General features: G+C 59.9%; 11 protein-coding genes. 5 read left to right on the top strand and 6 right to left on the bottom strand.

Features of this window, described 5'->3' with window-relative positions; translation table 11 throughout:
- Positions 1-34 precede the first annotated feature (34 nt).
- Positions 35-1,330 (bottom strand): OprD family porin, encoded by a 1,296-nt coding sequence (locus tag HU718_RS18620; protein WP_150811774.1) that lies wholly within the window; start codon positions 1,328-1,330, stop codon positions 35-37.
- Between the two features lie 295 nt (positions 1,331-1,625).
- Here HU718_RS18620 and HU718_RS18615 point away from each other — a divergent pair, with 295 nt between their 5' ends.
- Both HU718_RS18615 and HU718_RS18610 read left to right on the top strand, forming a co-directional pair.
- Complete coding sequence (locus HU718_RS18615) at positions 1,626-3,281, top strand: MFS transporter (RefSeq protein WP_186616441.1); 1,656 nt, start codon at positions 1,626-1,628, stop codon at positions 3,279-3,281.
- On the top strand, positions 3,278-4,420 hold the full coding sequence (locus HU718_RS18610) for an HlyD family secretion protein (protein WP_186616442.1): 1,143 nt from the start codon (positions 3,278-3,280) through the stop codon (positions 4,418-4,420). The genes HU718_RS18615 and HU718_RS18610 overlap by 4 nt, the downstream gene beginning before the upstream one ends.
- A 114-nt stretch (positions 4,421-4,534) precedes the next feature.
- Here the strand turns inward: HU718_RS18610 and copD are convergent, their stop codons facing one another.
- Positions 4,535-5,392: a copper homeostasis membrane protein CopD gene (gene copD / locus HU718_RS18605; RefSeq protein ID WP_186616443.1), complete on the bottom strand. Its 858-nt coding sequence runs from the start codon at positions 5,390-5,392 to the stop codon at positions 4,535-4,537.
- A 3-nt stretch (positions 5,393-5,395) separates the two neighbouring features.
- Positions 5,396-5,758 carry a copper homeostasis periplasmic binding protein CopC gene (gene copC / locus HU718_RS18600; protein ID WP_180699887.1) on the bottom strand — a complete coding sequence of 121 codons (363 nt, stop codon included), beginning with the start codon at positions 5,756-5,758 and terminating at the stop codon, positions 5,396-5,398.
- 139 nt (positions 5,759-5,897) lie between these two features.
- Between copC and HU718_RS18595 the strand changes: the two genes are divergently transcribed.
- A complete protein-coding gene (locus HU718_RS18595; protein ID WP_007919317.1) occupies positions 5,898-6,518 on the top strand; it encodes a TetR/AcrR family transcriptional regulator in 621 nt (206 codons plus the stop codon).
- A gap of 284 nt (positions 6,519-6,802) precedes the next feature.
- Here HU718_RS18595 and preA read toward each other — a convergent pair whose 3' ends face one another.
- The 3 genes from preA to hydA form a co-directional block, all read right to left on the bottom strand.
- Complete coding sequence (gene preA / locus HU718_RS18590) at positions 6,803-8,077, bottom strand: NAD-dependent dihydropyrimidine dehydrogenase subunit PreA (protein WP_077573438.1); 1,275 nt, start codon at positions 8,075-8,077, stop codon at positions 6,803-6,805.
- Positions 8,078-9,445: an NAD(P)-dependent oxidoreductase gene (locus tag HU718_RS18585; RefSeq protein ID WP_186616444.1), complete on the bottom strand. Its 1,368-nt coding sequence runs from the start codon at positions 9,443-9,445 to the stop codon at positions 8,078-8,080.
- A gap of 156 nt (positions 9,446-9,601) precedes the next feature.
- Complete coding sequence (hydA, locus tag HU718_RS18580) at positions 9,602-11,041, bottom strand: dihydropyrimidinase (RefSeq protein WP_186614716.1); 1,440 nt, start codon at positions 11,039-11,041, stop codon at positions 9,602-9,604.
- A gap of 625 nt (positions 11,042-11,666) precedes the next feature.
- Here hydA and HU718_RS18575 point away from each other — a divergent pair.
- Together HU718_RS18575 and HU718_RS18570 are read left to right on the top strand one after the other, a co-directional pair.
- Entirely contained in the window at positions 11,667-13,151 is a 1,485-nt protein-coding gene (locus tag HU718_RS18575; protein ID WP_186614718.1) for an NCS1 family nucleobase:cation symporter-1, read from the top strand.
- A gap of 134 nt (positions 13,152-13,285) precedes the next feature.
- Positions 13,286-14,569, top strand: coding sequence for a Zn-dependent hydrolase (locus tag HU718_RS18570; RefSeq protein WP_150730073.1), 1,284 nt, complete (start codon positions 13,286-13,288; stop codon positions 14,567-14,569).
- Positions 14,570-14,622 lie beyond the last annotated feature (53 nt).

Here is a 14,622-nt window from a genome sequence, read left to right as displayed (position 1 = left end):
GCTCCCACAGGGAAACTCGGTGTGGCGCCTGGCTTTACAACAACGAAATCGGATAACTGATAAAGATCCGGTTTTCATCAAATTCGTTGGTGCTGAAGTCCCGGCGTATCGTCGCGTTGCGCCATTTCACGTTGAGATTTTTCAGTGGCCCGCTTTGCACGGTGTAGGCCAGTTCCGACTCGCGGCCCCATTCCTTGCCGTCATTGGTGGTGGCGGTGTGCACGTTGTCGCCGCTGATGTAGCGGTTCATCAGGGTCAGACCGGGAACGCCGAGTACGACGAAGTTGTAGTCATGGCGCAACTGCCAGGAACGTTCCTTGGCGTTGTCATAACTGGCGTTGTAACTGTCGTTGGCGAGGGTGCCGCCGCTGGTGCCATTGACCCGCATCCACGCGTCGTCGCCGCTGAGTTTTTGCAGGCCGACATAGAACGTGTTGCCGCCGTATTTGGCCGAAAGCAGAGCGAACGCAGTCTTGTTGTCGAGGTCGCCAGCCTGGGCGCTGCCGTCTTCCTTGCCGGTGAAGAAACCGAGGTTGGCGCCCAGCGTCCAGTCGCCCACAGGCTGGCTGTGGCTGAGGTTGAAATACTGCTGCTGGTAGATGTCCGTGAGTTCGGCGTACCAGACACCAACCTGCGTGCGCTTGTCGTTGAAGCTGTACTCGCCGCCGCCGAAGTTGAAGCGATCGGAAGTGAACGCGCCACGGCCGTTCATTGACATGTCTTCCATGCTCGCGTCGTTGCGCGGGCTGTTGCCACGGAACTGGCCGCCGTAGACGGTCAAGCCATTGATTTCGGTGGAGGTGATCTGGCCGCCGCGAAAGGTCTGCGGCAGTGAGCGGCCATCATCGGAACGCAGGATCGGCAGCACCGGCATCCATTCGCCGACCTTCAGTTCAGTCTTCGATACCTTGGCCTTCAGCGCCACACCGAGCCGGCCGAAATTGTCCGCCGGGCGCCCGTCATCGTGGATCGGCAGCAGTTGCGTACCGCCGGTGCCTTTGCCGCCATCGAGCTTTTGCGAATACATCCCCAGCAGATCGAGGCCGAAACCGACGGTGCCCTGAGTGAAACCGGATTTGGCGTCGAGGATGAAGTTCTGCGTCCACTCCTCAGCCTTGCCCTGCGGGTTGGCCGGGTTGACGAAGTTGCGGTTGAAGTAGGCGTTGCGCAGGTTCAGCGTGGCTTTGCTGTCGTCGAGAAAACCTTCGGCTTCGGCGCTCATCGGCAAGGCGAGGGCGAGGCTGCTGCAGCCGATCAGACTTAAAGCGGTACGCGGGCGGGTGACGGAAAGACGGGAAGGGCGGACGGAACTGCAGACGAGTGTGCTCACTGTGACGCTCCCTGTTTCGTTTGTTGTTTTTATTATTTGTTATACGTCGTCGTACAACATGGGTGCGGATATTTCCTAGGTTTTACGGGAATGTCAACAGCAAGTTGTGCGATGACTATCTGTCACCACGCAGACCCCTTGTGGGAGCGAGCCTGCTCGCGAATACGGATTTTCACCCGACAACGTTGTCGACTGACACACCGCTTTCGCGAGCAGACTCGCTCCCACAAGGGGGAAAGTGTTTTAACCGTGAATTTGCGGCAAACTTCACCCACTCTCCGTACAAGGCCTTGCAATGGATCAATACGCCCCGCGCAACTGGCAGCCCCACGAAAAGCCCAGTCTGCCCGGTTCCCCCTCGACGCCGTTGCACTCCAACCCCAAGCGCCTGGCCTATGCGCTGGTGGGCGTGCTGGTGGCGGTGACCGGTGGCTTGGGCAACTCGCTGGTGGTGGCCAACCTGCCTTATCTGCAAGGTGCACTCGGCGCGACCACCGCCGAAATGGCCTGGCTGCCGGCGGCGTACGTGATGACCAACGTGTCGATGAACCTGCTGCTGGTGAAGTTTCGCCAGCAATTCGGTTTGCGCGCGTTCACCGAAGTGTTCCTGGTGTTGTATGCGCTGGTGACCTTCGGCCATCTGTTCGTCAATGACCTCAATTCGGCGGTGGCGGTGCGGGCGGCGCACGGCATGGTCGGCGCGGCGCTCAGCTCGCTGGGCCTGTATTACATGGTCCAGGCCTTCCCGGCGAAGTGGCGGCTGAAGGCGCTGGTGCTCGGCCTCGGCACGTCACAACTGGCGCTGCCGTTGGCGCGATTGTTTTCCGAAGACTTGCTGCAGATCGCCGAATGGCGCGGCTTGTACCTGTTCGAATTGGGCATGGCGTTACTGTCGCTCGGCTGCGTTTTGCTGCTCAAATTGCCGCCGGGCGACCGTTTCAAAACCTTCGAAAAACTCGACTTCCTTACCTTCGCCATTCTCGCCACGGGTGTGGCGTTGTTGTGCGCGGTGTTGTCGCTGGGGCGGATCGATTGGTGGCTGGAGGCCGACTGGATCGGCTATGCGTTGGCTGCTTCGATTGCCTTGATCATCGCCGGCCTGGCGATCGAACATAACCGCAGCAACCCGCTGCTGATGACCCGTTGGCTGGGCAGCGGGACGATGATCCGGCTGGCGCTGGCGGTGACCCTGATTCGCATGGTCACCTCGGAGCAGTCCACCGGTGCGGTCGGTTTCATGCAGAACCTGAACATGGGCTACGAGCAGTTGCACAGCCTGTATGTGGTGATGCTGATCGGCAGCGTCGCGGGTTTGGTGACCAGCGCACTGACGATCGACCCCAAACACCTGCTGATGCCGTTGATCATCTCGCTGGGTCTGATGGCCACCGGGTCGGTGATGGACAGCTTTTCCAACAACCTGACCCGCCCGGAAAATCTCTATTTCAGTCAGTTTCTGCTGGCGTTCGGCAGCACATTTTTCCTCGGCCCGACCATGGTCTTCGGCACGCGCAACGTGCTGACCAATCCGCGCAATCTGGTGAGTTTTTCCGTGCTGTTCGGGATCTGCAATAACCTCGGCGGCCTGCTCGGTGCGGCGCTTCTGGGCACGTTCCAGATCGTCCGGGAAAAATTTCATTCCAGTCAAATCGTTGAGCACCTGACGCTGTCTGACCCTTTGGTGGCTGCGCGCGTGCAGAGCGGCGGCTCGGCGTACGGTTCGCTGTTGGCCGATCCGAGTCTGCGCAACCTGGCGGGGATTCGCAGCCTGGCCAACGCTGCCACCCGTGAGGCCAATGTGCTGGCCTATAACGATGTGTTCATGCTGATCGCCGTGATTGCGGTGTTGACCATGATCTGGCTGTCCATTCGTGCGCTGTGGCTGATGAGCACCACCAAAGCCGTCGCCACGGCGCCATCCACACCTTCCAGCGGTGCCACTTCTTCATGACCGAACCGACCACCACTACCACCAATGCCATCGCTGCCACGCCCGAGGGTGAGGCGCCGCCGTCATCGCCAAACACCGAGCCACGTTCGCTGCGGGTGCGGATCATCTCCTCGCTGGGCTTTGCCGCGATTGCCATCGTCGGCGTGCTGATCGTGTTGTATGCTTGGCAATTGCCGCCGTTCAGCAGTGCGGTCGAAACCACCGAAAACGCCTTGGTGCGCGGGCAGGTGACGATCATCGGCCCGCAACTCGCCGGTTACGTCTATGAAGTGCCGGTACAGGATTTCCAGTACGTGAAGGCCGGCGATTTGCTGGTGCGGCTGGATGACCGTATCTATCAGCAGCGGCTCGATCAGTCACTGGCGCAATTGGCGGTGCAGAAAGCTGCGTTGGCCAACGTCGTGCAGCAACGCAACAGCGCCGAGGCGACGATCAAATTGCGTCAGGCCGTTCAAGCTGACAGTGAAGCGCAGTTGCGCAAAAGCGAGGCGGATCTGCGCCGTAATCAGGAATTGGTGCGCGACGGTTCGGTGTCCAAGCGTGAGATGGATGTAGCACTGGCGGCGAATGCGCAAAGTGTTGCGGGGGTGGCGCAGGCCAAGGCCAATCTGGAAATCGCCCGTCAGGATCTGCAAACAGTGATCGTCAATCGCGGCTCGCTGGAAGCGGCAGTGGCCAGCGCCGAAGCGGCGGTGCAACTGGCGCGAATCGATCTGTCGAACACGCGCATCGTTGCCCCGCGTGACGGTCAGCTCGGGCAGATCGGCGTGCGTCTCGGCGCCTACGTCAACTCCGGCGCGCAGTTGATGGCGCTGGTACCGAACCAGAAATGGGTGATCGCCAACATGAAGGAAACACAGATGGATAATGTGCGGGTCGGGCAACCGGTGCGCTTCACTGTCGATGCCTTGAACCACCGCAAATTCACCGGGCATGTGCAGCATATTTCCCCGGGGACGGGGTCGGAATTTGCCTTGTTACAGGCGGATAACGCTACTGGCAACTTTGTGAAAATTGCTCAGCGCGTGCCGGTGCGGATCACCATCGATCCGGATCAGCAGGAAGAGGAACGGTTGCGGCCGGGGATGTCGGTAGTGGTCAGCATCGACACCGCCGCCGGCAACACCCAGCCCCACTGATCAACACATAACCCTGTGGGAGCGAGCCTGCTCGCGAAAGCGTCGTATCAGTAACATTTCTTTATCTGACACAGCGCTTTCGCGAGCAGGCTCGCTCCCACATTTGAACGGTGTTTATCCAGCGATCATCGGCGGCAGGGTGCCCAGCAGTGAAACCGCCGCCACTGCGCCAATGCCGAGCAGCCATTCGAGCATCACACTGCGCCTGAGCGCACCCATGCGTTGTTCGCAATCATCAACCCGCAAGCGGTTGAACAGCGCTAGCCCAAGCATCCCCAGCACGATCAGCGCCTTGATCAGCAGAATCAGCGCAAACCCGCTGAACAACGGCGTCGGCCACCACTGGCCAGTCAGCACGCGCACATTGATCAAACCCGTAATCAGCAGCCCCGCGACCAAGGCATAACCGACTCCGCTGAAGCGCCGCAAAACTTCACGCATCGGCTCCGTCGGCTGACGCAGAATCATCACCAGCAACAACAACCCGCCCAGCCACGCCGCCACGCAGGTCAGATGCACAATCTGGTTGAGAATCAGCAATTGCCCGCTCACGCCATCGAGCATGGCGCCATGCCCGACCGGTGCCAGGGTCGCCAGCAGCAAGCCGCTCAAACCCAACCGCAACGGCATGCTCGAGCGCCAAGGTGTAAACAGCAGCGCCAACAGCACAGCATTGATCAGCAGATGCCAACGCCATACCTGACCAAAAAACGTATTGCCCAGCACCAGCGCAACCGTATCCGGATCAAACGCCGCCGCTGCCGAACCGGCCATGCTCGCGGTGATCAACAGCGCCCAGGCAATCCCGCTGAGCAGCGCCACAGCGGCCAGCCAGCGCGCCAGTCGCGCCAGGTGCCGATCCACTTGCGGCGCTTCATCCTTGAGCAGCAACGGCCTGAACAGCCAGGCCCCGAACAGCATCAACACCACGATGAAATGCACAAAGCGGCACAGCACCAGCGCTTCACTCATGAATTACTGGCCCACCTTGAACTGATAAGCGCCTTCGCTTTTGTGCGTGTCGACCGACACCGCGTGCCATTCGACTTTGTACTCGCCAGCGGTCAGCGGAGCGGCGGGGGTGACGATCAGGGTTTTCTTGTCGCCTTCGGTGGTCAGTGGCTTGATCGCGACCGCTGCGCCATCCTTGGTCACGGTGACTTTGGTGAAACTGGCTTCGACGCCTTCGGAAAAGGTCAGGCGCAAGTCGGCGGGAGCGGCGACTGTGCTATCGGCGGCCGGGGTCTGGCTTTTCAGGTGGGCGTGGGCAAATACGGAGGATGCGGCGAACAGCGAAGCGAGCAGGGCAGTGGTGGTCAGGACGTTCTTGAACAGCATCGCGAATACCTCTGAGGCAGGAGTGAAGAGGCGTCAGTTTAGCCATCCGCTGACGCCAGTACGAAGTTTTGTTTGCAGCGGTCGCCCGCGGAGCAGAGCGGATGCTAGTCTTGGGCAACGCTGTTGTCAGGGAGCCCTCATGGGCAATCACAAGATCGAGATTCGTCGCAATAACGTCGAGAAAATCCTCCTGGCGGCGGAAAAAGTCTTCGCCGAAAAAGGTTTCGGCGGTACCGCCATGGCCGACATCGCGGCTGAAGTGCAATTGCCGCGCTCCAACCTGCATTACTACTTCAGCACCAAGAGCGAGCTGTACAGCGCGGTGCTGTTCGACCTGCTGGAAGTGTGGAAGCAGGACGCGCTGTGCTTCGAGATGTTCGACGACCCGCGCGTGGTGCTGAGCAGTTACATCCGCGCCAAGATGAACCACTCGCGCAGTCGGCCGTACGGCTCGAAAGTCTGGGCCAACGAAATCATCCACGGCGCGCCAACCTTGGGTGAGGCGCTGGATGTCAGCCTGTATGACTGGGCGAAAATGAAGGAAGCGAAGATTCGCCAGTGGGTTGAAGACAAGCGGATTTTGCCGGTGGAGCCGTCGAGTTTGCTGTACATGATCTGGGCGTCGACGCAGCACTATGCTGACTTTGATCATCAGGTGAATATTCTGAATGAACATCAGCCGTTGTCGGACATGCAGTTTGAGCGGGCGGTGCAGACGGTGACGAGTGTGATATTGCGTGGGATCGGGTTGGAACCCTAAAAGCAGACCCTCACCCCAGCCCTCTCCCGGAGGGAGAGGGGGCCGACCGAGGTGTCTTGCGAGGTACATCGACCTGAAAAATCCAGTCGATTATGGATTCAAGGCAGTCCTTGCCTGTTCATGTATCGATTATGGAGTCAAGGCAGTGCTTGCCTGTGAGTCTTGTCGATTATGGATTCACATCAGCACTTTCAGGTCGGCGGAGTTTGCCAGCATCCCCCAATCAGTCCCCTCTCCCTTTGGGAGAGGGTTAGGGTGAGGGGGCTGTTGGATCAGTCGGTGATCTAGACCGCCACGTGATACGGATTCCGCGGATCATGATTCCAGTCCAGAAACGGCTTCCCAGTCTCCATCGGCACCATCTCGATGCAATCCGCCACCGGACAAGTGATCTGGCACAAGTTACAACCCACACACTCCTCATCAATCACTTCATATTTATGCGTGCCGTCCGCCTGCTTGAGACTGCCGATCGCCTGGTGTGAAGTGTCCTCGCAAGCAATGTGACAGCGCCCGCAGCCAATGCACGCATCCTGATCAATCTTCGCAATCACCTGATAGTTGATATCAAGGTACTTCCAGTCCGTGGTATTGCCCACCGCACGCCCGGAAAACTCAGCAATGTTGGCGTAACCCTGACTGTCCATCCACCGCGACAAACCATCCTTCATTTCCTCGACAATACGAAAGCCATGCAGCATCGCCGCCGTGCACACCTGCACCGCGCCGCTGCCCAGCGCCATGAATTCCGCCGCATCGCGCCAACTGCCGATGCCGCCAATGCCGCAGATCGGCAGGCCCTGGGTCTGCGGATCGCGGGCAATTTCGGCGACCATGTTCAGCGCAATCGGCTTCACCGCCGAGCCGCAATAACCGCCATGCGTGCTTTTGCTGCCGACGGTGGGCAGGGCGACCATGTGCTCCAGATCGACGCTGGTGATCGAGTTGATCGTATTGATCAGCGACACCGCATCGGCGCCACCGCGATGGGCGGCGCGGGCGGCGACGCGGATGTCGGTGATGTTCGGCGTCAGTTTGACGATCACCGGTAGCGAGCAATAGGTCTTGCACCAGCGTGTGACTTGCTCAACGTACTCCGGCACCTGACCGACCGCCGCGCCCATGCCCCGTTCAGGCATGCCGTGCGGGCAGCCGAAATTCAGTTCGATGCCGTCAGCGCCGGTGGCTTCTACCAGCGGCAGGATGTGTTTCCACGACTCCTCGACGCACGGCACCATCAGCGAAACAATCAGTGCGCGATCCGGCCAGTCCTTCTTCACCTGAGTGATTTCGCGCAGGTTGATCTCCAGCGAACGGTCGGTGATCAGTTCGATATTGTTGATGCCCAGCACTTCACGGTTGTTGCCGTAATGCGCCGAATAACGCGACGAGACGTTGACCGCCGCCGGGTCCTCTCCGAGGGTTTTCCACACCACGCCACCCCAGCCCGCTTCGAAAGCGCGGACGACGTTGTAGGCCTTGTCAGTCGGCGGCGCAGAGGCCAGCCAGAACGGATTCGGTGCTTTGATGCCAGCGAAGACAATCGACAGATCGGCCATTTACGCAGCCTCCACGTTAAGCATCAGTTGAGCGTTGATCGCCTCGGCGGCGCGTTTGCCGTGCTGCACGGCTTGCACGGTGAGGTCTTGATCGAGGCTGGTGCAGTCACCGCCGGCATACACGCCGGGGATGCTGGTGCGCAGGTTTTCGTCGACCTGAATGCGCTCGCCCTGGCGCTTGAGTTCGCGGGCTAGCGGGTCGGCGAGGGCGCTGCCATCGAACGCCTGGCCGATGGCTTTGAAGATCGCGTCAGCAGCCAGCTCGAAAGTTTCGCCGGTGGTTTGCAGGCGTCCTTCGACCAGATCGGTGCGGGCGAAACGCATGCCGCGCACATGGCCCTGAGCGTCGAGCAGTACCTCTTCCGGTTGCGCCCAGGTCAGCAGGCGTACCTGATTGGCTTTGGCGATGTCTTGCTCATGGCCGGTGGCGCCCATGTCGGCAGCACCACGCCGATACACCAGATTCACATCACGAGCACCGAGGCGGGCCATTTGCACGGCCATGTCGATCGCCGTGTTACCGGCGCCGAGGACGATGCAGCGCTCGGCCAGCGGCAGTTGCGTGAGGTCTTCGGCCTGACGCAGTTCGCGAATGTAATCGGTGGCGGCGAGCAAGCCCGGGGCATCTTCATGGGACAAACCGAGTTGCTTGCTGGCGTTGAGGCCGAGGCCGAGGAACACCGCGTCAAACTGCTGATGCAGTTCGCTGAGGGTCAGATTCTCGCCGAGTTTTTGCCCGTGACGAATCTCGATGCCGCCAATCTGCAGGAGAAAATCCAGTTCCTTCTGCGCGTAGTCGTCGACCAGTTTGTACTTGGCGATCCCGTATTCGTTGAGGCCGCCAGCCTTCTCCCGTGCTTCGAAAATCACCACGTCGTGGCCGTGCATGGCGCTGCGATGTGCACAGGACAAACCGGCCGGCCCGGCGCCGACCACGGCAATCCTTTTGCCGGTGGCGGCGGCGCGCTGGAACGGGTGCTCGGTGAAGTGTGCATTGTCGACGGCGTAGCGTTGCAGCAGGCCGATCAGCACCGGCGCGCATTCCTGAGCGTTGTTGCGCACGCAGGCTTGCTGGCAGAGGATTTCGGTTGGACAGACTCGTGCGCAACTGCCGCCAAGGATGTTCGCCGAGAGAATTTTTTGCGCCGCGCCAGGGACGTTGTCCTGATGAATGTTGCGGATGAACGACGGGATGTCGATCTCGCTCGGGCACGCATTCACGCACGGCGCGTCATAGCAATACAGGCAGCGCGAGGCTTCCAGATGTGCCTGCCGATCGTTGAGCGGCGGCGCCAGATCGGTGAAATGCCCGGCGAGGGCGGCCGCGCTTTCGTGCGGGTGGGGGAGATGGTTCAGGGTCTCGATCACGGTTTATGGCCTCACGGTTATTTGAGGTGCTGCCTCTGATGGGCATTGGTTTTTGTGTTGCCTGGACTGGCCTTTTCGCGAGCAGGCTCGCTCCCACAGGGGAATGCATTTCAAATGTGGGAGCGAGCTTGCTCGCGAAGGCCGAAGGCCTGGATTTCAGCGTTTCACAGCAACTGGCTTGTGCAACTCAGCCCGCTTGCTCAGCAAATCAAACACCGCCGGATACGCCGGCCGTTCGATATAGCGCCCGGCACCGCGCTCGGCGCGCAAATCACCATCGGCCCAGACCACCCGGCCCTGGCTGACGGTATGGCTCGGCACACCGCGCACGGTCTTGCCTTCGAAGATGTTGAAGTCCACCTGCTGATGGTGGGTCTTGGCGGAAATGGTCCGGGTGCCTTGCGGATCCCACAGCACCAGATCGGCATCGGCGCCGACGCGAATCGCGCCTTTGCGCGGATAGAGATTGAAGATCTTTGCGGTGTTGGTGGAGGTGAGGGCGACGAAATCCTGCATCGATAAACGGCCGGAATTAACCCCCTCATCCCAAAGCACCGCCATGCGATCTTCGATACCGGCCGTGCCGTTGGGAATCTTGCTGAAGTCATCGCGCCCTGCGGCTTTCTGCTCGGCGCAGAAGCAGCAATGGTCAGTCGCGGTCGTGTGCAGATTGCCGTTTTGCAGTCCGTGCCACAGCGCCTCTTGATGACCACGCGGACGGAACGGCGGGCTCATCACATAACCGGCCGCGGTCTGCCAGTCCGGGTGTTGATAGACGCTGTCATCGAGCAGCAAATGCCCGGCGAGCACTTCGCCGTACACCGGTTGGCCTTTACTGCGCGCATAGGTGATTTCGTCGAGGGCTTCTTTGGTCGAGACGTGCACCAGGTACAACGGCGTGCCGATGGTTTCGGCGATACGAATCGCCCGGCTCGCCGCTTCACCTTCAACCTGCGACGGCCGCGACAGTGGATGCGCTTCCGGCCCGGTGATGCCTTGGGCCATCAACTTGCGTTGCAGGTGATAGACCAGCTCGCCGTTTTCTGCGTGCACGGTCGGCACCGCGCCGAGTTCCAGGCAACGTTCGAAACTCGCCACCAGTGTGTCGTCGGCGGCCATGATCGCGTTCTTGTAAGCCATGAAATGCTTGAAGCTGTTGATGCCGTGATGGCTGACCAGCTCGGCCATCTCCTCACGCACCTGTTCGCTCCACCAGGTGATCGCAACGTGGAAGCCATAGTCGGAAGCCGACTTTTCCGCCCAGCCGCGCCACTGATGAAACGCTTCCATCAGCGACTGCTGCGGATTGGGAATCACAAAGTCGATGATTGATGTGGTGCCACCGGCCAGTCCCGCCGCCGTGCCACTGTAAAAATCTTCACTGGCCACGGTGCCCATGAACGGAAGCTGCATGTGGGTGTGCGGGTCGATCCCGCCGGGCATCAGGTATTGGCCACTGCCGTCGAGCACTTCGGCGTCGGCGGGAATATCCAGGTTTTCACCAATGGCTTTGATCACGCCGTCGGCGCAATAGACGTCGGCGCGATAACTTTCATCATGGGTAACAACGGTGGCGCCACGGATCAACAGAGACATTCCGAGTTCCTCGCAGGCATTGACCGACTTGTGCCGGTTCTAGATGTTTTATTGATGTACAGCGCTGCAGAGCGTATTCCTGTCAGCGCTGTCAGGAATAGAAACTAGTCGCAGATTTGCAATAGAGCAAGATTATTTTTTATAAGCTTATGACTGTTTTAAGTATTTGAAAAATAACGATAAAAACAGAAAATCACCAAAATGGTGAGGCTGCTCACCATTTTGACGCACTTGACAGGATGGAAATATGAGCAAGATTTCCTATGTGAAATCAGCCGCTTGAAGTTGAGCTGCGGTTGCTCGCTCACAATGAAAATAAATGCAGTGCACCAGATTGAGTCCTGTCTGTTCGGACAACTTGCCAGGTGTTTAGTCTGAGCACTCAGACAAGTTTCCGCGAACTCATCCGGTGAATAATTAAAACTGATTAATATCAGAAAGTTGCAAAGCGTTTAACGCTCGGCCCGATGCGCAAGCGGGGCACCCGGCACGTTTATTGATGCCGCCGCTGACACCATGGCCGGTGCACGAAAGTTGTCAGTTCCTCCGGCCATCGTCCGGCTGCACCTGTGTGTGCAAGCCGCCTGATGAGCAGAAAAATAATCAGAAGAACAGTGGAGCGGCCATGCAACAGATCAGATCGCAAGTGACCGAGCGCGACGGCTTGTTCGAGCTTGAAGCCGGTAGCGACGTCCTCGACAGTCCCCGTTACAACCACGACATGGCACCGACCAAGGTGCGCGAACGAACCTGGAACAAATGGCACATCACCGCGCTGTGGGTCGGCATGTCGATCTGCGTGCCGACCTACACCCTCGGCGGCGTACTCACCGCTTACTTTGGCCTGACCGTTGGTGAAGCGTTGCTGGCGATTCTGTTCGCCAACGTCATCGTGCTGATTCCGCTCACGCTCAACGCGTTTCCCGGCACCAAGTACGGCATTCCGTTTCCGGTGTTGCTGCGCTCATCGTTTGGCATCCTCGGTTCCAACGTGCCGTGTCTGATTCGCGCGCTGGTGGCGTGTGGCTGGTTCGGTATCCAGACGATGTTTGGCGGGCTGGCGATTCACCTGTTTCTCGGCTCGGTGTTCGAGGGCTGGAAATCCCTCGGCGGCACGGGGGAGGTGATTGGCTTCATGATTTTCTGGGCGTTGAATCTGTGGGTGGTGATTCGTGGCGCCGAGTCGATCAAGTGGCTGGAAACTTTGTCGGCGCCGCTGCTGGTGGCGGTCGGCATCGGTCTGCTGGTGTGGGCGATGCCCAATGTGTCGATGACCGAGCTGCTGGCGATTCCAGCGAAACGTCCGGAGGGCGCCAGTGTGGTGAGTTACTTCGCCGCCGGGCTGACCGCGATGGTCGGGTTTTGGGCGACGTTGTCGCTGAACATTCCGGACTTCAGCCGTTACGCCAAGAGCCAGAAAGATCAGATACTCGGGCAGATTTTCGGCCTGCCGCTGACCATGTTTCTGTTCGCCTCCCTCGGCGTGATCATGACGGCCGCCTCGGTGAAACTGGTCGGTGTGACCGTCTCCGATCCGGTCACTCTGATCGGTCATATCCAGAGTCCGGTGTGGGTGGCGGTGGCCATGGCGTTGATCATCATCGCCACGCTGTCGACCAACACCGCCGCGAACATCGTCTCGCCGACCAACGACTTTCAGAACATTGCGCCCAAAGTCATCAACCGCACCAAAGCGGTGTTGCTGACCGGGTTTGTCGGGCTGGTGCTGATGGGCCATGAACTGCTGAAAAAACTCGGTCTGATCGTTTCCGATGTCAGTCTGGAAACCGTGTATTCCAACTGGCTGCTCGGTTATTCGAGCCTGCTCGGGCCGATTGCCGGGATCATGGTGGTGGACTATTTCCTGATCAAGAAACAGCAACTGGACCTGGCCGGGTTGTACCGCGATGACGTGTATCCGGCGTGGAACTGGGCCGGGTTTCTCGCGTTCGGGGTGCCGGTGGTGCTGACCTTGCTGTCGCTGGGCAGCGATGCGTTCAGCTGGTTCTACAGCTATGGCTGGTTCACCGGCTCGGCGCTGGGCGGGATTATTTATTACGGGTTGTGCGTGATGCGCGCGCAGCCCTCTGCCGTTAAAACGGCGGTGTAGCGACAGGCCTCATCGCGAGCAGGCTCACTCCTACATTTGGAATGCGTTCCCCTGTAGGAGTGAGCCTGCTCGCGATAGCGGTCTACCCGACACCACAGCAATATCCATAAGAAAAGCAGCCTGAGGAGATCCCCATGAACGCAGCCGTAGACGTTCTGCAATCGAGCCATCAGCACATCAACCGCGACCGCTTATGGGCGTCGCTCATGGAGCTGGCCAAGCTCGGCGCCACGGTCAAGGGCGGTGTCTGTCGCCTGGCCCTGACCGATCTCGACCGCCAGGCTCGCGACCTGTTCGTGCAATGGTGCAAGGACGCCGGATGCAGCGTCACCGTCGATGCCGTCGGCAACATCTTCGCCCGTCGTCCCGGGCGCAATCCCAACCTGCCACCGGTGATGACCGGCAGCCACATCGATACCCAACCCACCGGCGGCAAGTTCGACGGCTGTTTCGGCGTGCTCGCTGGTGTCGAAGTGCTGCGCACGCTCAACGACCTCGGCGTGGAAACCGAAGCGCCGCTGGAAGTGGTGGTCTGGACCAACGAAGAAGGCTCGCGCTTCGCCCCGTGCATGATGGGCTCCGGCGTGTTTGCGGAGAAATTCACCCTCGAAGAAACCCTCGCCAAAGTCGATGCCGACGGCGTCACCGTTGGCGAAGCGCTCAACGCCATCGGTTACGCCGGCCCGCGTAAAGTCAGCGGGCATAAAGTCGGCGCCTATTTTGAGGCACACATCGAACAAGGCCCGATCCTCGAAGACGAGCAGAAAACCATCGGCGTGGTGCTCGGCGCGTTGGGGCAGAAGTGGTTCGACCTCAAGCTGCGCGGCGTCGAAGCGCATGCCGGCCCGACGCCGATGCACTTGCGTAAAGATGCGCTGGTCGGCGCCTCGGTAATCGTCGGCGCCGTCAACCGCGCCGCGCTCGGCCATCAACCTCACGCCTGCGGCACGGTCGGTTGCCTGCAAGCCTATCCCGGGTCGCGCAATGTCATCCCCGGCGAAGTGCGCATGACCCTCGACTTCCGTCATCTGGAGCCGGCGCGTCTGGACTCGATGATTGCCGAGGTGAAGCAAGTCATCGAAGCCACCTGTGAGGAACACGGCCTGACTTACGAACTGACGCCGACAGCGGACTTCCCGCCGCTGTACTTCGAAAAAGGCTGCGTGGAAGCGGTGCGCGGCGCAGCGAAAGGGCTTGGCTTGTCGAATATGGACATCGTCAGCGGCGCCGGCCATGACGCGATTTTCCTCGCCGAACTCGGCCCGGCCGGGATGATCTTCGTGCCGTGCGAAGGCGGCATCAGCCACAACGAAATCGAGAACGCCGCGCCGGACGATCTGGCGGCCGGATGTGCGGTGTTGTTGCGGGCGATGCTGGCGGCGTCGGCGATGGTTGCGGGAGGACAGCGCGCAGCCTGAAGATCAAAAGGTCGTAGCCTTGTAGGAGCTGTCGAGTGAAACGAGGCTGCGAT

It is taken from the genome of Pseudomonas tensinigenes (assembly GCF_014268445.2).
GTDB classification, from domain to species: Bacteria; Pseudomonadota; Gammaproteobacteria; order Pseudomonadales; family Pseudomonadaceae; genus Aquipseudomonas; species Aquipseudomonas tensinigenes.
This window is presented reverse-complemented; position numbering and strand designations above follow the sequence as displayed.